This window comes from Bathymodiolus japonicus methanotrophic gill symbiont (genome assembly GCF_019721995.1).
Taxonomy (GTDB): Bacteria; Pseudomonadota; Gammaproteobacteria; order Methylococcales; family Methylomonadaceae; genus Methyloprofundus.
Genome location: NZ_BLYC01000054.1, coordinates 1 through 17,904 on the forward strand (window position 1 = coordinate 1; position 17,904 = coordinate 17,904).

The 17,904-nt window shown below is 40.0% G+C and carries 19 protein-coding genes, 1 other RNA gene and 6 pseudogenes; 12 read left to right on the forward strand and 14 right to left on the reverse strand.

Annotation, left to right across the window (positions count from 1 at the left end; genetic code table 11):
* Nucleotides 1-53: 53 nt before the first annotated feature.
* From K6984_RS36735 to K6984_RS26810, 3 genes and pseudogenes are all read right to left on the reverse strand, one after another.
* Nucleotides 54-705, reverse strand: a pseudogene (locus K6984_RS36735) (DDE-type integrase/transposase/recombinase).
* Nucleotides 688-927: pseudogene (locus tag K6984_RS26805) on the reverse strand (IS6 family transposase); the annotation flags it as partial. The pseudogenes K6984_RS26805 and K6984_RS36735, both read right to left, overlap by 18 nt.
* Nucleotides 928-1,130: 203 nt before the next feature.
* The gene (locus tag K6984_RS26810; protein ID WP_221898165.1) at nucleotides 1,131-1,277 is read right to left on the reverse strand and encodes a hypothetical protein; all 147 of its coding nucleotides are present in this window, start codon (nucleotides 1,275-1,277) and stop codon (nucleotides 1,131-1,133) included.
* Nucleotides 1,278-1,425: 148 nt separating this feature from the next.
* On the opposite strand from K6984_RS26810, the gene K6984_RS26815 reads away from it, so the two are divergent.
* Both K6984_RS26815 and K6984_RS26820 read left to right on the forward strand, forming a co-directional pair.
* Nucleotides 1,426-1,596: a tetratricopeptide repeat protein gene (locus K6984_RS26815; protein WP_275967705.1), complete on the forward strand. Its 171-nt coding sequence runs from the start codon at nucleotides 1,426-1,428 to the stop codon at nucleotides 1,594-1,596.
* A gap of 24 nt (nucleotides 1,597-1,620) precedes the next feature.
* Nucleotides 1,621-1,682, forward strand: an RNA gene (locus K6984_RS26820) — hammerhead ribozyme type II.
* Nucleotides 1,683-2,372: 690 nt separating this feature from the next.
* Here K6984_RS26820 and K6984_RS26825 read toward each other — a convergent pair.
* Nucleotides 2,373-2,519: a hypothetical protein gene (locus K6984_RS26825; protein WP_221897615.1), complete on the reverse strand. Its 147-nt coding sequence runs from the start codon at nucleotides 2,517-2,519 to the stop codon at nucleotides 2,373-2,375.
* A 27-nt stretch (nucleotides 2,520-2,546) separates the two neighbouring features.
* Nucleotides 2,547-2,675, reverse strand: a complete 129-nt coding sequence (locus K6984_RS35140) for a hypothetical protein (RefSeq protein ID WP_263458847.1) — start codon at nucleotides 2,673-2,675, stop codon at nucleotides 2,547-2,549.
* Between the two features lie 2 nt (nucleotides 2,676-2,677).
* Here K6984_RS35140 and K6984_RS26830 point away from each other — a divergent pair.
* The 3 genes and pseudogenes from K6984_RS26830 to K6984_RS35145 all read left to right on the forward strand — a co-directional run.
* Nucleotides 2,678-3,088, forward strand: a pseudogene (locus tag K6984_RS26830) (DUF6444 domain-containing protein); the annotation flags it as partial.
* A 115-nt stretch (nucleotides 3,089-3,203) separates the two neighbouring features.
* A complete protein-coding gene (locus K6984_RS26835) occupies nucleotides 3,204-3,356 on the forward strand; it encodes a hypothetical protein (protein WP_221897613.1) in 153 nt (50 codons plus the stop codon).
* Nucleotides 3,346-3,468, forward strand: a complete 123-nt coding sequence (locus K6984_RS35145) for a hypothetical protein (protein WP_263458889.1) — start codon at nucleotides 3,346-3,348, stop codon at nucleotides 3,466-3,468. Before K6984_RS26835 ends, K6984_RS35145 begins: the two co-directional genes overlap by 11 nt.
* Nucleotides 3,469-3,517: 49 nt before the next feature.
* Here the strand turns inward: K6984_RS35145 and K6984_RS26840 are convergent, their stop codons facing one another.
* Nucleotides 3,518-4,120, reverse strand: a complete 603-nt coding sequence (locus K6984_RS26840) for an IS3 family transposase (RefSeq protein WP_221898167.1) — start codon at nucleotides 4,118-4,120, stop codon at nucleotides 3,518-3,520.
* Between the two features lie 59 nt (nucleotides 4,121-4,179).
* Here K6984_RS26840 and K6984_RS26845 point away from each other — a divergent pair, with 59 nt between their 5' ends.
* Nucleotides 4,180-5,523: an IS4 family transposase gene (locus K6984_RS26845; RefSeq protein ID WP_420831625.1), complete on the forward strand. Its 1,344-nt coding sequence runs from the start codon at nucleotides 4,180-4,182 to the stop codon at nucleotides 5,521-5,523.
* A 487-nt stretch (nucleotides 5,524-6,010) separates the two neighbouring features.
* Here the strand turns inward: K6984_RS26845 and K6984_RS26850 are convergent, their stop codons facing one another.
* Both K6984_RS26850 and K6984_RS26855 read right to left on the reverse strand, forming a co-directional pair.
* The gene (locus tag K6984_RS26850; RefSeq protein WP_420831625.1) at nucleotides 6,011-7,354 is read right to left on the reverse strand and encodes an IS4 family transposase; all 1,344 of its coding nucleotides are present in this window, start codon (nucleotides 7,352-7,354) and stop codon (nucleotides 6,011-6,013) included.
* Between the two features lie 29 nt (nucleotides 7,355-7,383).
* Nucleotides 7,384-7,902, reverse strand: a complete 519-nt coding sequence (locus tag K6984_RS26855; RefSeq protein ID WP_221898168.1) for a transposase — start codon at nucleotides 7,900-7,902, stop codon at nucleotides 7,384-7,386.
* A gap of 110 nt (nucleotides 7,903-8,012) precedes the next feature.
* Between K6984_RS26855 and K6984_RS26860 the strand changes: the two are divergent.
* Together K6984_RS26860 and K6984_RS26865 are read left to right on the forward strand one after the other, a co-directional pair.
* Nucleotides 8,013-8,579: pseudogene (locus tag K6984_RS26860) on the forward strand (IS66 family transposase); the annotation flags it as partial.
* A 491-nt stretch (nucleotides 8,580-9,070) separates the two neighbouring features.
* Nucleotides 9,071-9,655: a hypothetical protein gene (locus tag K6984_RS26865; RefSeq protein WP_221898170.1), complete on the forward strand. Its 585-nt coding sequence runs from the start codon at nucleotides 9,071-9,073 to the stop codon at nucleotides 9,653-9,655.
* 405 nt (nucleotides 9,656-10,060) lie between these two features.
* On the opposite strand, the gene K6984_RS26870 is transcribed toward K6984_RS26865, so the two are convergent.
* From K6984_RS26870 to K6984_RS26880, 3 genes and pseudogenes are all read right to left on the reverse strand, one after another.
* Nucleotides 10,061-10,237 (reverse strand): hypothetical protein, encoded by a 177-nt coding sequence (locus tag K6984_RS26870; RefSeq protein ID WP_221898171.1) that lies wholly within the window; start codon nucleotides 10,235-10,237, stop codon nucleotides 10,061-10,063.
* A gap of 175 nt (nucleotides 10,238-10,412) precedes the next feature.
* Nucleotides 10,413-11,039: pseudogene (locus K6984_RS26875) on the reverse strand (IS6 family transposase); the annotation flags it as partial.
* 412 nt (nucleotides 11,040-11,451) lie between these two features.
* A complete protein-coding gene (locus K6984_RS26880; protein ID WP_221898172.1) occupies nucleotides 11,452-11,622 on the reverse strand; it encodes a hypothetical protein in 171 nt (56 codons plus the stop codon).
* A 12-nt stretch (nucleotides 11,623-11,634) separates the two neighbouring features.
* Between K6984_RS26880 and K6984_RS26885 the strand changes: the two genes are divergently transcribed.
* The 4 genes from K6984_RS26885 to K6984_RS26900 all read left to right on the forward strand — a co-directional run bounded on the left by K6984_RS26885 (nucleotide 11,635) and on the right by K6984_RS26900 (nucleotide 15,195).
* Complete coding sequence (locus K6984_RS26885; protein ID WP_221898173.1) at nucleotides 11,635-11,841, forward strand: hypothetical protein; 207 nt, start codon at nucleotides 11,635-11,637, stop codon at nucleotides 11,839-11,841.
* A gap of 152 nt (nucleotides 11,842-11,993) precedes the next feature.
* On the forward strand, nucleotides 11,994-13,106 hold the full coding sequence (locus tag K6984_RS26890; protein WP_221898174.1) for a DUF262 domain-containing protein: 1,113 nt from the start codon (nucleotides 11,994-11,996) through the stop codon (nucleotides 13,104-13,106).
* Nucleotides 13,103-14,227, forward strand: coding sequence for a DUF3696 domain-containing protein (locus tag K6984_RS26895; RefSeq protein WP_221898175.1), 1,125 nt, complete (start codon nucleotides 13,103-13,105; stop codon nucleotides 14,225-14,227). The genes K6984_RS26890 and K6984_RS26895 overlap by 4 nt, the downstream gene beginning before the upstream one ends.
* Nucleotides 14,228-14,229: 2 nt before the next feature.
* Nucleotides 14,230-15,195: a hypothetical protein gene (locus tag K6984_RS26900; protein WP_221898176.1), complete on the forward strand. Its 966-nt coding sequence runs from the start codon at nucleotides 14,230-14,232 to the stop codon at nucleotides 15,193-15,195.
* Nucleotides 15,196-15,290: 95 nt separating this feature from the next.
* Here the strand turns inward: K6984_RS26900 and K6984_RS26905 are convergent.
* From K6984_RS26905 to K6984_RS26910, 3 genes and pseudogenes are all read right to left on the reverse strand, one after another.
* Nucleotides 15,291-15,800, reverse strand: a pseudogene (locus K6984_RS26905) (IS6 family transposase); the annotation flags it as partial.
* Nucleotides 15,801-15,897: 97 nt separating this feature from the next.
* Nucleotides 15,898-16,023, reverse strand: a complete 126-nt coding sequence (locus tag K6984_RS35150) for a hypothetical protein (RefSeq protein WP_263458890.1) — start codon at nucleotides 16,021-16,023, stop codon at nucleotides 15,898-15,900.
* A gap of 563 nt (nucleotides 16,024-16,586) precedes the next feature.
* On the reverse strand, nucleotides 16,587-17,753 hold the full coding sequence (locus K6984_RS26910; protein WP_087870166.1) for an IS3 family transposase: 1,167 nt from the start codon (nucleotides 17,751-17,753) through the stop codon (nucleotides 16,587-16,589).
* Nucleotides 17,754-17,904 lie beyond the last annotated feature (151 nt).

The window sequence follows — 17,904 nt, forward strand, 5'->3', positions numbered from 1 at the left end:
GGTTCTGTCGCAATAATTATCAAAAGCGCAGACCTCCTGGTCTTCAGGCATAACTATCCTGCTAAAGCCATAAACTGCTTATAAGCAGGAATATTTTCCTCAGACAATTGTCCCCTTTCGGATCATATGTGCTGTTTCAATTCCATCAATGGTTGCTTGAGCGGAGTGAAACGCTTTAAAGCCCATCATCGGTTTTGTTATTTTTTGGATAAATCGATGATCCTGTTCGATGATGTTATTCAAATATTTAACCTTGTAATATGTCGATCATGGTGGCAAACCCAGCAGGATTAACAAGAGGTTAATATTGGCTAATCCTGCATAGTTAGCGCCACTTTTATCCATAACGACCTTATCAGGAAAGCATTATTGTTAATCGTTTGTTTGAAAAAAGGCTGTTGCAGCCGCTGAAAATCATGGAAACGGAGCTTAGCGAAGTGGTGATTTTTAGTCCCTGATAGGCGACAGGGCAATTCGCTGATTCGACGTGTGCTAGCAGCACGCGAGAGGAGCAAGAATTGCATTCCGAATAGCCGTCCAGCCAGTGAGGTAGTAATGACGAAGCGGCTTTTGTGCGTAGTCGTTGCGGACGCAGGGCGTTCAGGGCATCTCCCATCCGCTGCGTAGGTGAACGAATTATGGCGACAGGAGTCCCGGAATTTCGTGAGGTAGCATGGCGCGCCTGTTGATATACGTTTCATCCATGCGCCACGATTTATTGGTTTCTCGTTTCTGAGATTTAGCTTTTACAGCAATGGCAGGAGAATAACGGATAACCCAACGGTTGAGCGTAGCATGATCCACTTCAACACCTCTTTCTTCCATAATTTCTTCAAGGTCGCGATACGAAACACCATACCTGACATAAAAGAAAACAGCATAAAGAATGACATCTTTTGGAAAGTGAGTACCTTTGAAGATGAGCATGTGATCCACCTTTTATTGAAATATGAGAATTATGATAGCAGATAATGCGGAGAATGGGGATTTATGCGACAGAACCCAATTAACACAATGGGTAGTGGGCAAAGTTGATATTATTTCAATAAACGTAATCTGGGCATATATGGACGAAAGTCTCTGTAATCCTAGTGGTGAACAAGTATATTCAAGAGCACAAGAAACACTATTCATTTAACGGCTATCGCTGTCAGCCCCGGACTGGCTGATAGTCTCCAGAAGGCGCAGGGAAATTTGCCAATCCGAAGTGCGCGATAGCGCGCGAGGGAGGCTAAAATTTTATCCCGAATAGCCGTAGAGCCATTTGTGGTAGCCATGACTGAGCTGCTTTGTGCTCAGTCTGTGGCGGACGCAGGGCGGCTGGAGCATCTCCTATTCGCTGCGTAGGTGAACGAATTACGGCGACAGGAGTCCCGGAATTTCGTGAGGTAGCATGGCGCGCCTGATATCGCCACAGGGCGCATTTTGCAAATTCTGCGGCGTGCGGGTGCACAATTTATATTAGGAATGATGTACGAACATGGTAAAGGTGTTGATCCGGACGACAAAGAAGCCGTTAAGTGGTACAGGATGGCGGCAGAACAAGGGCATCCTGGCGCGCAAAAAAATTTGGTAAGGGTAGAAAATGGACTGTAGCCTATGGTATTAACATCCTAACCAAGTCGAAACGCTGAGAAGCGTCTATCCGGGATTATCTCCTGATACTGATGAGACAGATTCTTAGTTTAATGGTAAATTAAAATGAAAAAATCAAAATTGTTCCGTTCACTGCCTATCGTGTTAACTGTAGGTTTAATGTCATTTAGTAGTGTTTCTAGTGCTAAGTTGTGGCAGTTTAGTAGAGCAAATTGCTTTCCGCCGGGAGGAGCTGATTATGGAAATGAGTCAATAACATTCATGAGCTCGGAGAAGAGATTGTCGAGGGTTTTTAGCAGGCACTATAAGCATGGAAAGATGAGACATCAGCTTGACACTGGATGGGAATATTTATGGAATAATAACGGGGCAGCCCATAGAGATAATACAGGTCAATCCTTATGGACTGTTGTGGGATTCCATTATTTGAAATCTGGAAATAATAAAACGTTCCTTTCTAAACGTAGCCAAACTGACAATTGTAATTTTTCTTTACCGTACTAAACTTAACAATTGTAATTTGTAACTACTCAGCGTAAATAATTAAAAAAGTTCTTGACAGGGTTTTAGCCTGGTTTTTGTGATTTTTAGTGAACTGCCCAACAGTCGATTAATCCACGCTTTATTGCTTCTATCGCTATAGTCATCACAAAATGTCCCCTTAAACATCTACGACCTCGAAGAGCTTTTTTATTCGCCTTACAATCGCTTAAAACAAGGAAAATTCGGGATTTAAAACCCATGAGATAATAAGCCTGTCCTTAAAGCAATACAGGTTACCCTTTGAAAATAGACTTCATCCGCTGAAAATCCTGGAAACGGAGCTTTAGCGAAGTGAAGATTTTTAGTCCGCGATAGCCGTAGGGCCGTTGTTTTGTCGGAGTCTGAGCGTTAGCGAAGGTGGAGACAAAATAAAAGGCCATCCGACACGGCGTCAAGTCATTTGGAGCCTATGTTACGACCCCTTGTTGGGTCGGGACGAGGTGACGAGGACGAATCGGGGCAGCCGGAGGCATAAGTGGTCGCGTTAAGTTTTTGCTGCTTGCTTGGGCTGGGATGCCCAAAACAAGCTTTCGCAAAAATAGCGACTCCCCGAGATGTTGATTCCGCAATCAGTCATGCCAAACAGTTACTTGAAACTGAGCGTGATATATCTCCTGCGCTAAAATCAGCACTGGAAGTGATTCTATTATTAATCGCGGTATTACTCAATCGAGTGACACTGAACAGCAAAAATAGCAGTAAACCACCTGCAAGTGATCCCAACCGTAAAAAAGGGAATCGCAAAAAATCAGATAAGCCTTCTGGCGGACAAGAATCGCATGTCGGCACGACACTTCAAAAAATAGATGACCCGGATGAAATCGAGATCATTACCATTGATCGCCGTACCTTGCCAAAAGGGCGATACACGGCAGATGGCTTTGAAACACACCAGGTATTCGATATTGATATCTCAAGGGTAGTGACAGAATACCACAGGCGCGCCATGCTACCTCACGAAATTCCGGGACTCCTGTCGCCGTAATTCGTTCACCTACGCAGCGAATAGGAGATGCTCCAGCCGCCCTGCGTCCGCCACAGACTGAGCACAAAGCAGCTCAGTCATGGCTACCACAAATGGCTCTACGGCTATTCGGGATAAAATTTTAGCCTCCCTCGCGCGCTATCGCGCACTTCGGATTGGCAAATTTCCCTGCGCCTTCTGGAGACTATCAGCCCGTCCGGGGCTGACAGCGGGCGCAACGGTTGATAAATGAAAAAGGTCAGTGTTTTATCGCTCCTTTTCCAGATGAGGTTACTAAGGCTGCGCAATATGGTAATGGGATAAAAGCCCATGTGGTTTATCTTTCGCAATATCAGTTATTATAGCACCCCAAAGAGTCAAGACAGATTTTTCAACAATCCTTATTCCATATTCCTAAGCCGCTTCATTCTGCTGTTCATTAGCTAAAATACTTTCTCTATATACATTCATTGGTTTTTTATAGTCCAGGGTTTCATGAAACCGTTGATGATTATAAAACTCAATATAGTCATCAACATCTTCTATTAACGCTCTAATTGAACCATATTCATTTAAATAAATACGCTCACATTTTGCACTTCGCCAAAACCGTTCAATACAAATATTATCCGTTGCTCGTCCTTTTCCATCCATAGAAATAGTAATGCCTTTGTTTTTTAGTCGTTGGGTATGAATTTCACTGGTGTATTGACTGCCTTGATCCGTATTAAAAATTTCAGGTGTTCCGTAGAGAGAAAGCGCTTCATCTAATACATCCATAACTAAAAAAGAATCCATTGTGTTTGATATTTTATGGGCGAGCACTGCTTTTGAGTGCCAATCAATAATCGCCGCTAAATAAACCATCCCTTCTTTGGTTTTAATATAGGTTATATCTGTACTCCAAACTTGGTTAGCGTGTGATATATCAAGATCTCTAAGCTTATAAGTATATTTTTTATGTTCTTTTATGGGGATCGTTGTATTGACTTGTTTTACCGCTAATACGGCTTTCAAGCCATCTCCTTACACACAAGTCTGATATAAGAGTGTAAAATCTCATTATTTTAGTAACGATGACTGAGACTTGGGCAGAAATGGAATTTTGTAATTTAGATTTAGGTGATTCACGGCTTAATAAAAGAGCAGTTAAATTGATAGAAACTTTTGTAAAAGCGCCTAAACTAAGCATTCCTCAGGCTTGCCAAGGCTGGGCTGAAACACAAGCGACTTATCGATTTTATGCAAATGAAAATGTGACATGGGAAAAGTTGTTAGTCGCCCATACAGATCAAGTTGAACAGCGCATTATAGTCAGTGAAGAGCCCGTTATTTTATGCTTACAAGATACGACAGAATTAGATTTTAATGGACAAGAAACTGAGGATTTAGGTCGCTTATCTTACGATGCCCAAAGAGGCATGTACTTGCATCCGACACTCTGCATTACACCAGACCGGCTCCCTTTAGGGGTTAGTGATGCGTGGATGTGGGCAAGAGGAAAAAGCAAAGCAGAAGATCAAAATAATCCCACGATAAAAGAAAGTGATCGCTGGATAGAAGGTTATGAACGTGTCGCTGAAATGGCCGAACGTTGCCCTAAAAGTCGGCTCGTTTATGTGGCCGATAGAGAAGGTGATATTTTAAGTCTTATGCAGAGAAGTAAGGCGTTAAATACGCCTGCTGACTGGCTAGTAAGAGCCAGGCATAACCGTAAATTATCAGCGGATGAAACACTGTGGGATAGCGTCGATAAGCAAGAGGTTATGAGTCGCGTTAGTTTTATTAAGCCACGAAAAAAAGGCGAAAAATCGCGACAAGTTCAGCAAGAAATTAAAGTGTTACGCTGCACTTTCCCCGTAAAAGGGAAAGAAGGTATTGAAGTAACTTTGGTTCAGGCAAAAGAAATCAACCCGCCTAAAGGGAAGTCACCGCTCATATGGCGCTTATTAAGCAATCGAAGGGTAGAAAGTGAAGATCAAGCCTGTGAGTTGATTGACTGGTATCGCTGTCGCTGGGAAATAGAAATGTTTTTTGATATTTTGAAAGTGGGCTGCAAGGTTGAAAAGCTTCAATTATCCAGTAAAGAGCGCATTGAAAAAGCCTTAGTCATGGCCATGGTTATTGCTTGGCGGGTGATGTATCTTATGCGCTTAGGTCGCATCTGTCCTGACTTGCCTGCTGAATTAATCTTTGATCCTTTAGAATGGAAATCATCTTATGGTTTATTGGACAAAAAGATACCCAAAAAAGTGCCTACACTGAATGCCGTGTTAAGAAATTTAGCGACATTGGGTGGTTTTTTAGGGCGTAAATCAGATGGTGACCCTGGTGCGAAAAGTATTTGGATCGGTTTTCAGAGGATTCAGGACTGCGTATATGGTATTCAAATGGCCAGAAAGCTAAAAGGCGTATTTTAGGACTTGTGTGTAAGGAGGGGGTATAAGTCCACAAAACAAAAGCTTATCCGTTTATATGCACCAGCAATAAATGCATGGCTAGTTCTGATTATTCAAACTATAGGGCAAATATTTTTATGAGCGCTGACAGCTTCACGAAACTATTGTTTTAGCAGAAAATATAAAACAGATCAAGTGGATTAGTTAATTATCTGGTTTTAGGTGTTCTTTTATTATCGTCTTACCTTTCGTTTGGGAAATGGATAAAGGTGAAGAGCTAGAAGTTTGTCATGTATGTAGCGGTATGCTTTCATAAAAAATGGTAGATTGGTGTTTATTATAAATGTTGGCTGAGCTCTGCATTCAAGAAATAAAAGTAACAAATTTCCCTTAAATATATAGGAAACATGAATAGTCAGAATCAGAAAGCATCAAGCAAACATTGTTTTCACGAGAAAATGTTTTTTGCCGCTATCGCCGCTTTAATGCACCTCCTTACACACAAGTCCTAAAATACGCCTTTTAGCTTTCTGGCCATTTGAATACCATATACGCAGTCCTGAATCCTCTGAAAACCGATCCAAATACTTTTCGCACCAGGGTCACCATCTGATTTACGCCCTAAAAAACCACCCAATGTCGCTAAATTTCTTAACACGGCATTCAGTGTAGGCACTTTTTTGGGTATCTTTTTGTCCAATAAACCATAAGATGATTTCCATTCTAAAGGATCAAAGATTAATTCAGCAGGCAAGTCAGGACAGATGCGACCTAAGCGCATAAGATACATCACCCGCCAAGCAATAACCATGGCCATGACTAAGGCTTTTTCAATGCGCTCTTTACTGGATAATTGAAGCTTTTCAACCTTGCAGCCCACTTTCAAAATATCAAAAAACATTTCTATTTCCCAGCGACAGCGATACCAGTCAATCAACTCACAGGCTTGATCTTCACTTTCTACCCTTCGATTGCTTAATAAGCGCCATATGAGCGGTGACTTCCCTTTAGGCGGGTTGATTTCTTTTGCCTGAACCAAAGTTACTTCAATACCTTCTTTCCCTTTTACGGGGAAAGTGCAGCGTAACACTTTAATTTCTTGCTGAACTTGTCGCGATTTTTCGCCTTTTTTTCGTGGCTTAATAAAACTAACGCGACTCATAACCTCTTGCTTATCGACGCTATCCCACAGTGTTTCATCCGCTGATAATTTACGGTTATGCCTGGCTCTTACTAGCCAGTCAGCAGGCGTATTTAACGCCTTACTTCTCTGCATAAGACTTAAAATATCACCTTCTCTATCGGCCACATAAACGAGCCGACTTTTAGGGCAACGTTCGGCCATTTCAGCGACACGTTCATAACCTTCTATCCAGCGATCACTTTCTTTTATCGTGGGATTATTTTGATCTTCTGCTTTGCTTTTTCCTCTTGCCCACATCCACGCATCACTAACCCCTAAAGGGAGCCGGTCTGGTGTAATGCAGAGTGTCGGATGCAAGTACATGCCTCTTTGGGCATCGTAAGATAAGCGACCTAAATCCTCAGTTTCTTGTCCATTAAAATCTAATTCTGTCGTATCTTGTAAGCATAAAATAACGGGCTCTTCACTGACTATAATGCGCTGTTCAACTTGATCTGTATGGGCGACTAACAACTTTTCCCATGTCACATTTTCATTTGCATAAAATCGATAAGTCGCTTGTGTTTCAGCCCAGCCTTGGCAAGCCTGAGGAATGCTTAGTTTAGGCGCTTTTACAAAAGTTTCTATCAATTTAACTGCTCTTTTATTAAGCCGTGAATCACCTAAATCTAAATTACAAAATTCCATTTCTGCCCAAGTCTCAGTCATCGTTACTAAAATAATGAGATTTTACACTCTTATATCAGACTTGTGTGTAAGGAGATGACTTTAGCCGCACCATAAATAGGGATGTCTTTAAAAATGTGATTAATCTGAGTTTTGATCTCTTCTTTCTTTTTATTCTCTCTTTTTTTGTAATAGAGATTGCTTCTATTTAATCCTAATAATGCACACTGCTGTGTTAGAGGTAGAGTGTTAAGCTTGGGCTCAATCAACTGTTTTCTATCAGATGAGTCCAAGCTTTTTAGCTTTTTTTCGAGCCACTCCTTTTCAACCGTCATTTTTCCTACGATTTTTGTGAGCATCTCATTTTGTTCTTGAGCTGCTAATAGATCCTCTTTGTAATCTTTAACGGCTTTGGAGGGCTCCATTGCTATTTCTGCATTGTCTAAGAATATTTTTTTCCAGTTTTGTAGGTTCTTAGGTGTGATGTTATTTGCACTGGCAATTTCTTGCAGTGTTTTTTCATTCTTTAAAACTTCTAATACCAACTTGCTTTTAAATTCAGCACTGTAGACCGTTCTTTTTCTGCTCATTTTAATACTCCAATTTTTTACAAATAGTAACTAATTTGGAATAAGATTGCTTTGATTTCTTGTCTGGATTTGCTGGGGGATTATAATTGTCTGGATTTGCTGGGGGATTATATTGGAAGCCCTACTATAAATATGATTGTACTCATTCGCTTTGTAATGCACATCATTTGAGGGAATTAACGCGCGCCTGGGAGCAGGATAAACAGGAGTGGGCGCTTGAAATGAAACGACTACTTGAAAAAATGAATGATGCCGTCAATGAAGCAGGTGGCATGCTACTACATAAAGAAGCAGAAAAATGGAAGGTACAATACAGAGAATTACTTGGCAAAGCGGAGATCGAATGCCCACCACCCGATAAGCCTAAAGAAGTAAAACGGGAGCGAATAAAACGCAGTAAAGCTAGAAACTTACTGGAAAGGCTGATTAATTATGAAGAGGATGTCTTGCGCTTCATGACAAATACCTGGGTGCCATTTACCAATAATGCCGCAGAAAATTCGATTCGGATGACCAAGGTTCAACAGAAAATATCCGGCTGCTTTCGTAGTACCAAGGGTGCAGAGATATTTTGTCGTGTCAGAGGGTATTTATCAACGTGCCGTAAACAAGGTCTAAGTGCAACTCAGGCAATGACCTTGGTCTTTGAGGGAAAGTTACCTGAATTTGCTTTATAATTTCATTGAACTACTCAGCTTCGCTGAGTAGTTACTGTAATTTTTCTTTAACTTAACCTTAAAACGATGTAGCTCAGAGGATTACATCGTTTTAACTATCAATAGGATAGAACTATGAGTACATGTAAAAAATACGGGTTACAGTGTTTTTTCTAGTAGGCTTGTTTTCATTTTAGCTTATGCGAGATACACATTAACCGGGACGAAGGTAATTCTGAAGAGGGAGGTGTAATTGAAAAAGTAGTAAAGTTGAAAAGTTTCACCAACTTTTGTTCCAGAAAATTCGTCATAACCCATCCCACAACCCCCTGAGGTATCAAAAGGTGGCATTCGGGATGATAAGGCGTGGGCCACCTTCAGTATAGTGAATATGCCTATACTGAATATCCTGATACTGAAAATTCAGAAATACTGAACATCCGATGAAAATAAAAGAATTAAGAGTCAGAATTTGAAGCTATGGAAGAGTTCTTTGTGGGGGGCAGGAAGAGATGTATCCTTCGCTCCAATGGAGGATTTTCCATATACCTGACTATGTTAAAAAGGAAACGGAGTTGTCTATACGCAAAATGAAAGAACGGGGGTATGTTGATATGACTGAAAATAGTATAACTCCAATCCGAGACGAGATGACTCCAAAAAGTAAAAAATTTGAGAAGACCCATGAGGAAGCGGTTAAACTTTTAACGGTAGAACCCACTAATTTAGATGAAACACCCTTCGAAGGTAAAAAGGTGGTTTCCAGACAGGTGAGCGGGCTCTATGATGAAGGGAAGTGGACTACTTTAACAAGAGTTTATGAGTTTGACAATTTAAGCTTGGTTCAACTTTCGGAGGATGATTATCATACCGGAGGGGGTAAAGTGGTATTTACCGAAGAGGCAGTTAATGAAAATATTAATGGGAATCCTGCTATATACGAAGTGGGGATAAGTCCCAGCGGGAAAGCTACAACTTCCCTAGTATGGACAACAGATTCTAAATATTATGAATTAACCCTAGAGAAAAACGCATCAAGTAGTAAAGAAATGAAAGAGGAATTCTTAAATTTAGCACGTTCAGTACCTATAGATTAAGAATTTAGGTGGTTGTTCAAATCGTGATCTTCTTATTGAACAACTTGGGATGTTTTCTCCAACATATACCCCGCATATCTGGGGGACGGGGGGTGCGAGTAATTTATTAAGTCGCAAGTATTGTTGGAAATGCAGGAATACTTTCCTCAGACATGCGAGGTATTTTAATATAAAATCGGGGGTGGGTCGCTTTTGATAAGTATTGCGACAGAATCCAAAGGTTTAAAATAAATGAATAAAATATATACAGTGCAAGTATACCCTGGGAGTGGTTGCTACGGGTGATTGTGGTCTTAATTTTAAAACGTTATGGCATTACTGAAGGTGTGTTGGCATTTGTGGAACGCAAACTGGTTCTGTCGCAATAATTATCAAAAGCGCAGACCTCCTGGTCTTCAGGCATAACTATCCTGCTAAAGCCATAAACTGCCTATAAGCAGGAATATTTTCCTCAGACAATCGCTGAAAATCAGGGAAACGTAGCCTAAGCGAAGTGATGATTTTTAGTCCGCGATAGCCGTAGGGCCGTTGTTTTGTCGGAGTCTGAGCGTTAGCGAAGGTGGAGACAAAATAAAAGGCCATCCGACACGGCGTCAAGTCATTTGGAGCCTATGTTCCGACCCCTTGTTGGGTCGGGACGAGGTGACGAGGACGAATCGGGGCCGCCGGAGGCATAAGTGGTCGCGTTAAGTTTTTGCTGCTTGCTTGGGCTGGGATGCCCAAAACAAGCTTTCGCAAAAATAGCGACTCCCCGATGTCCCTTTCGGATCATATGTGCTGTTTCAATTCCATCAATGGTTGCTTGAGCGGAGTGAAACGCTTTAAAGCCCATCCTTGGCTTTGTTATTTTTTTGATAAAGCGATGATCCTGTTCGATGATGTTATTCAAATATTTAACCTGTAATATGTCGATCATAGTGGCAAACCCAGCGAGGATTAACAAGAGGTTAATATTGGCTAATCCTGCATAGTTAGCGCCACTTTTATCCATAACGACCTTATCAGGAAAACCATTATTGTTAATTGTTTGTTTGAAAAATGCGGTTGCAGCCTCTTCATCACGGCGCTCAGAAAGCATGAAATCAAGCGTATCCCCCTGACTATCAACAGCTCGGTATAAATAGGTCCACTGCCCCTTCACTTTGATATACGTTTCATCCATGCGCCACGATTTATTGGTTTCTCGTTTCTGATATTTGGCTTTTACAGCAATGGCAGGAGAATAACGGATAACCCAACGATTGAGCGTAGCATGATCCACTTCAACACCTCTTTCTTCCATAATTTCTTCAAGGTCGCGATATGAAACGCCATACCTGACATAAAAGAAAACAGCATAAAGAATGATATCTTTTTGAAAGTGAGTGCCTTTGAAGCTGAGCATGTGATCCACCTTTTATTGAAATTGATAATTATGATAGCAGATAACGTCGGGAAGGGGGATTTATACGACAGAACCTTATTGAATGCAGCGGCAGAACCTAAAAAAGAAACCGCGCAGAATAAACCAGTGATAGAACCAGTTAAGAGAGGGAAGGGCAGGCCCAAATCGGGGAGTCGCTATTTTTGCGAAAGCTTGTTTTGGGCATCCCAGCCCAAGCAAGCGGCAAAAACTTAACGCGACCACTAATGCCTTCGGCGCTCCAGACGTCCTGCGTACGTGCAACTTCGCCATTACCATCGTAAACTCGGTGCTGGCTTCGTAACACTCCCTCAAATGACTGGACGGCGTTTCGGAATGCCTTTTATTTTGTCTACACCTACGCTAGCGCTACGATTCCGACAAAACAACGGCCCTACGCCTTCTGGGGACTACCAGCCCTCGCTTTCGCTCTCCATGGCTGGGCAGCGCAGGCGCGCCATGCTACCTCACGAAATTCCGGGACTCCTGTCGCCGTAATTCGTTCACCTACGCAGCGAATAGGAGATGCTCCAGCCGCCCTGCGTCCGCCACAGACTGAGCACAAAGCAGCTCAGTCATGGCTACCACAAATGGCTCTACGGCTATTCGGGATAAAATTTTAGCCTCCCTCGCGCGCTATCGCGCACTTCGGATTGGCAAATTTCCCTGCGCCTTCTGGAGACTATCAGCCCGTCCGGGGCTGACAGCGAAAGCAAAGAGCAAAAGAATCCGGAGCATCACGTTATACGCCTCAGAAGGCATTAGATTCAGCTATAATGGATGAAACCTTAAATTTGTGTATTGTGTTAATTATATTTCCCAGATTTAGGTGCGATAAACTGGAATAAAGAGCTATTTAGAGCTTTTTTAATGATTTAAACGAGTAAAAAATTTATGCCCAATCCAGTAGAAATGGAACCGATAGAGACCAATCAATTGAGTAAAGATGAATTTGAACCCGAAAATTTTGGTGAACAAGAAAGCAACGAGAAGCCTTTTGACCCGAGTAAAGTGGACGTTACAATCACAACTCCAAACTTAGGGGCATTGATTTCAAGGCTAAATAATGACGAAATTGATTTGATGCCTGATTTTCAACGGTCTGGCGATCTTTGGGGCAAGCCGGCTCAAAGTAGACTAATTGAATCAATACTTATAAGATTGCCGATTCCAGCATTTTATTTTGATGCCTATGAAGATGCTAAATGGCAAGTGGTCGATGGGTTGCAGCGTTTATCTGCAATAAATAATTTTGTATTAAAAAAAAACTTAGCTTTAACAAGCCTAGAGTTTCTTACCGATTATGATGGTAAGAAATACGATGACCTTCCTCGCTCTTTGACGCGAAGAATAGATGAATTTCAAACATCAGTGTATTTAATAAAACCAGGAACACCGCTGTTAATGAAATATGCTCTATTTAATAGAATCAATACGGGTGGATTAAAGCTAACACCTCAAGAAATCAGACATGCTATGAGCCAGTCTGTCCGAAATGGTGTTGCGTCAGACTTCCTCGCTAAGATTGTTCTTGAAAGCACGTTTAGAGAAGTAGTTAAAAATAAAAGTAAGCGACAGGCTCATCAAGAATTAGTTCTACGGCATATGGCATTTGTTTTGTTTGGAGTTGATGCTTATAAATCCTCACTTCCTAAATTTTTAGACTTAGCAATGATTGAGTTAGGTAAGCTTGAAGATAGTCACCTAGAAACTTTACGCAATAACTTTCTTGATGCAATGAAAGTAGCATTCGATATTTTTGGTAAGGATACATTTAAACGATCACTCGCAGAACCCTCTGGAAATAAAGTTGTTAATAAGCCTTTATTCGAAGCTATTTCCGTTTCTTTTGCTTTAATTAATAATTCTGAAAGGCAGAGACTTGTTGAATGTAAAGTGGGTTTTAAAGAAAGTTTAAAATCAATGCTAAAAGATACAAGATTTGTTAATTCAATAACCCTCTCAACGGCTAACACAGAAAGTGTATCAACACGCTTTAAAATGGTAGATGACCTCATTAAGAATCAGCTAGTTAAGGACTTGGCATGATCGAACGATTAAGCTTAAGGAATTTCAAATCTATTAAAGATGAAGTCTTTGACTTTGAGGGGCTAACATTGTTTTCTGGTTTGAATGGCATGGGTAAATCCACTGCTCTTCAGTCAATGTTAATCTTAAGGCAATCATATGAAAAACACCTTTTACCTGACATAGGCATATCTTTAACTGGAGAATATGTTTGTATTGGCAATGGTAATGATCTGCTTTTTAATGATGCTGAAGAAGAGCTTATAGATATAGAGGTTATTTGGTCAAACTCTAGTCTCGACTTACATTTTTACTATAGTGAAAAGTCTGACATGCAACCTATCAACAAGAATGATAATGATGAAGATATTAAGGGAACCCCATTTAAGGAGTCTTTATTTACACCATCCTTCCAATATCTTTCGGCTGAACGAATTATCCCAAGGAGTACTTATGATGTATCTGAATACGCTGTTAATCAACGCAGATCATTGGGCGTTAAAGGTGAATTCACCGCACATTTTCTAGCAGAACACGGTAATGATGCCATATCAATAAAGGCCTTTAAGCATCCTGATACTTTAACCGACTATTTTATTGACAATCTTAATGCTTGGATGTCAGAAATCACTCCAGGAACCAAGGTTATTGCAAAATTAATTCCTGAAATAAATAAGGCTAGCCTGCACTATAGGTTTTCATCGGCCAATGCAATAACAGCAAATTTCCGTCCTGAAAATACGGGATTTGGACTAACCTATGTGCTTCCTGTTGTAACAGCAGTATTAAGTGCTCGCTCAGGAGATCTCTTACTGATAGAGAATCCAGAATCGCACCTACACCCAGCAGGTCAAGCTTTGATTGCAAAATTAATAGCTATTGCAGCGGATAATAATGTCCAAATAATTATTGAAACTCATAGTGATCACTTTTTAAATGGAATTAGACAGTCGGTAAAGTCAAAGCTAATAGATGCTGACAATGTGTGTGTGTATTTCTTATCGAGAGATATTGATAGTTCTGAGCATTCAGTGCAAGTTGGAAAAGTTGCAATAGAACCCTCTGGTCGTATTGAATATTGGCCAAAAGGTTTTTTTGATGAATGGGAAAAAAGCCTAAACAAGCTTATTGAAAGTGATTAATTATGTCAAATAGCGTTATTATCAATGATGTATCTCTTCCATTTAGCTCTTCGGTAGATTGTAAAAGTGAATTAGAAGATTTTTTTGAAATTATCCACCGTGCTTATTCTGATGGGGTTCGTTTCAACCAAGCAGATGATAGACATGGTAATTGGAACACTTTAAATTACGCCGAAGGTTTTATATTCGGAGAATGGATTAATCATATTGATAAGGACATCTCTTTAATTGTAAAAAATGTTATCAGCAAAGTTCACTGCCCTATAATTGAGCTTGAAGAAGATAAACGTGAGGCCTTGCGCGGCATGTTATTTATGCTTTCGAGTGATAGAAACCTAGACGTAACAAGCTTAGGGGTAGCTTCTAATATTGACTCACACGCAATAAGCTTTCTATCACATAATAAATGGGCATCAAATCCAATATCGATTGTAAAACAATGGGAAGAAAACGAGGAATGGAAAGAACAATTAATTGATGTGCCGAATATATCATCTTTAGAACACTTAAAAGCTTATATAGCTGAGTTAGAGAATGAAAGACAGCAAAACAAAAACTACCTTCTAGACCTTGTTTTGCAAGATAACAAGGATTTCCCAAATCTTATATTTTGCAATTCTGCATTAAAAAATTTTAAATCTTCTTCTGTTTCCGTAGATGATTTTCATAAAATTATCGAAGCATTAGCAAAACTTAACAAGGCAATCTTGATCTCTAATAATATAGAGGATTTAAAGTTAAATTCTGAGCTAACTATTTCTGGTGAAAGCAGTGCAACATTGAAGAATGTAAAATATGCGAGACAAAGAGAATTTAGACATCCGACTTTAGGCAAAATACTCTTTGAAAAACACGTCAAAAATTTCCCTAATGCTAAAAGAATGCACATTCTAGCGGATTTTAACAACAATAAAGTATCAATAGGATATTTTGGAATTCATCTACCTACGGTAAAACATCCAAAGTAAAACTCGAAATCACGGGACAGCCAACTTGAAATGGCAATAAAAAATGGACAGAAATAACGGTTCTGTCGCAATAATTATCAAAAGCACAGGCCTCACGGTTTTGTTATTTTTTTGATAAAGCGATGATCCTGTTCGATGATGTTATTCAAATATTTAACTTGTAATATGTCAATCATAGTGGCAAACCCAGCGAGGATTAACAAGAGGTTAATATTGGCTAATCCTGCATAGTTAGCGCCACTTTTATCCATAACGACCTTATCAGGAAAGCCATTATTGTTAATCGTTTGTTTGAAAAATGCGGTTGCAGCCTCTTCATCACGGTGCTCAGAAAGCATGAAATCAAGCGTATCCCCGTGACTATCAACAGCTCGGTATAAATAGGTCCACTGACCCTTCACTTTGATATACGTTTCATCCATGCGCCACGATTTATTGGTTTCTCGTTTCTGAGATTTAGCGTTTACAGCAATGTCAGGAGAATAACGGATAACCCAACGGTTGAGCGTAGCATGATCCACTTCAACACCTCTTTCTTCCATAATTTCTTCAAGGTCGCGATACGAAACGCCATACCTGACATAAAAGAAAACAGCATAAAGAATGAAATCTTTCGCTTAAAATCAGGGAAACGGAGCCTAAGCGGAGCGATGATTTTTAGTCCCTGGTAGGCGACAGGGCAATCCGCTGATCCGAAGTGCGCTAGTAACGCGCGAGGGAGGCAAGAATTGCATTCCGAATAGCCGTCCAGCCATTTGAGGTAGACTTAACTGAGCAGGGTTTTGTGCGTAGTTGAGACGGACGCAGGGCGACCAGGGCATCTCCCATTCGCTGCGTAGGCGAATGAATGTTGGTGACAGGAGTCCCAGAATTTCGTGAGGTAGCATGGCGCGCCTGTGGGAAGTGAGCGCCTTTGAAGTTGTTTTTTATAGTCCAGGGTTTCATGAAACCGTTGATGATTATAAAACTCATATAGTCATCAACATCTTCTATTAACGCTCTAATTGAACCATATTCATTTAAATAAATACGCTCACATTTTGCACTTCGCCAAAACCGTTCAATACAAATATTATCCGTTGCTCGTCCTTTTCCATCCATAGAGTACCTTTGTACTATGAATTTCACTGTATGACTTGATTTTAAAAATTTCAGTCGTAGAGAAAAGCGCTCATGAATACTCCTAACTAGTCCATGGTTGTATTTTATGGGCAGCACTCTTTGAGTGCCAATCTTCGCGCTAATTCCCTTCTTGGTTTAATATAGTTTTTACTCCAAATTGTCACTGATCAAGTCTCTGATTTTATAAGTTATTTTTTATGTCTTTTATGGGGATCTATAGCACCCCAAAGAGTCAAGACAGATTTTTCAACAATCCTTATTCCATATTCCTAAGCCGCTTCATTCTGCTGTTCATTAGCTAAAATACTTTCTCTATATACATTCATTGGTTTTTTATAGTCCAGGGTTTCATGAAACCGTTGATGATTATAAAACTCAATATAGTCATCAACATCTTCTATTAACGCTCTAATTGAACCATATTCATTTAAATAAATACGCTCACATTTTGCACTTCGCCAAAACCGTTCAATACAAATATTATCCGTTGCTCGTCCTTTTCCATCCATAGAAATAGTAATGCCTTTGTTTTTTAGTCGTTGGGTATGAATTTCACTGGTGTATTGACTGCCTTGATCCGTATTAAAAATTTCAGGTGTTCCGTAGAGAGAAAGCGCTTCATCTAATACATCCATAACTAAAAAAGAATCCATTGTGTTTGATATTTTATGGGCGAGCACTGCTTTTGAGTGCCAATCAATAATCGCCGCTAAATAAACCATCCCTTCTTTGGTTTTAATATAGGTTATATCTGTACTCCAAACTTGGTTAGCGTGTGATATATCAAGATCTCTAAGCTTATAAGTATATTTTTTATGTTCTTTTATGGGGATCGTTGTATTGACTTGTTTTACCGCTAATACGGCTTTCAAGCCCATCTGCTGCCGATAACTCGCCACCGTGTTTAAACTGACTTTAAAACCACCTTCAAGCAACTGCTGGTGTACTTTAGCCGCACCATAAATAGGGATGTCTTTAAAAATGTGATTAATCTGAGTTTTGATCTCTTCTTTCTTTTTATTCTCTCTTTTTTTGTAATAGAGATTGCTTCTATTTAATCCTAATAATGCACACTGCTGTGTTAGAGGTAGAGTGTTAAGCTTGGGCTCAATCAACTGTTTTCTATCAGATGAGTCCAAGCTTTTTAGCTTTTTTTCGAGCCACTCCTTTTCAACCGTCATTTTTCCTACGATTTTTGTGAGCATCTCATTTTGTTCTTGAGCTGCTAATAGATCCTCTTTGTAATCTTTAACGGCTTTGGAGGGCTCCATTGCTATTTCTGCATTGTCTAAGAATATTTTTTTCCAGTTTTGTAGGTTCTTAGGTGTGATGTTATTTGCACTGGCAATTTCTTGCAGTGTTTTTTCATTCTTTAAAACTTCTAATACCAACTTGCTTTTAAATTCAGCACTGTAGACCGTTCTTTTTCTGCTCATTTTAATACTCCAATTTTTTACAAATAGTAACTAATTTGGAATAAGATTGCTTTGATTTCTTGTCTGGATTTGCTGGGGATTACTCATAGCATGCCACCTGCTTCATTGACGGCATCATCATTTTTTCAAGTAGTCGTTATCATATTCAAGC

Coding starts and splice junctions, on each gene's coding strand:
- K6984_RS26810 (WP_221898165.1), bottom strand. CDS start 1,277: ATGGCTACCACAAATGGCTCTACGGCTATTCGGGATAAAATTTTAGCC.
- K6984_RS26825 (WP_221897615.1), bottom strand. CDS start 2,519: ATGGCCTTTTATTTTGTCTCCACCTTCGCTAACGCTCAGACTCCGACA.
- K6984_RS26835 (WP_221897613.1), top strand. CDS start 3,204: ATGGCTACCACAAATGGCTCTACGGCTATTCGGGATAAAATTTTAGCC.
- K6984_RS26845 (WP_420831625.1), top strand. CDS start 4,180: ATGACTGAGACTTGGGCAGAAATGGAATTTTGTAATTTAGATTTAGGT.
- K6984_RS26850 (WP_420831625.1), bottom strand. CDS start 7,354: ATGACTGAGACTTGGGCAGAAATGGAATTTTGTAATTTAGATTTAGGT.
- K6984_RS26855 (WP_221898168.1), bottom strand. CDS start 7,902: ATGAGCAGAAAAAGAACGGTCTACAGTGCTGAATTTAAAAGCAAGTTG.
- K6984_RS26865 (WP_221898170.1), top strand. CDS start 9,071: ATGTATCCTTCGCTCCAATGGAGGATTTTCCATATACCTGACTATGTT.
- K6984_RS26870 (WP_221898171.1), bottom strand. CDS start 10,237: ATGGCCTTTTATTTTGTCTCCACCTTCGCTAACGCTCAGACTCCGACA.
- K6984_RS26885 (WP_221898173.1), top strand. CDS start 11,635: ATGGCTACCACAAATGGCTCTACGGCTATTCGGGATAAAATTTTAGCC.
- K6984_RS26895 (WP_221898175.1), top strand. CDS start 13,103: ATGATCGAACGATTAAGCTTAAGGAATTTCAAATCTATTAAAGATGAA.
- K6984_RS26900 (WP_221898176.1), top strand. CDS start 14,230: ATGTCAAATAGCGTTATTATCAATGATGTATCTCTTCCATTTAGCTCT.
- K6984_RS35150 (WP_263458890.1), bottom strand. CDS start 16,023: ATGGGAGATGCCCTGGTCGCCCTGCGTCCGTCTCAACTACGCACAAAA.
- K6984_RS26910 (WP_087870166.1), bottom strand. CDS start 17,753: ATGAGCAGAAAAAGAACGGTCTACAGTGCTGAATTTAAAAGCAAGTTG.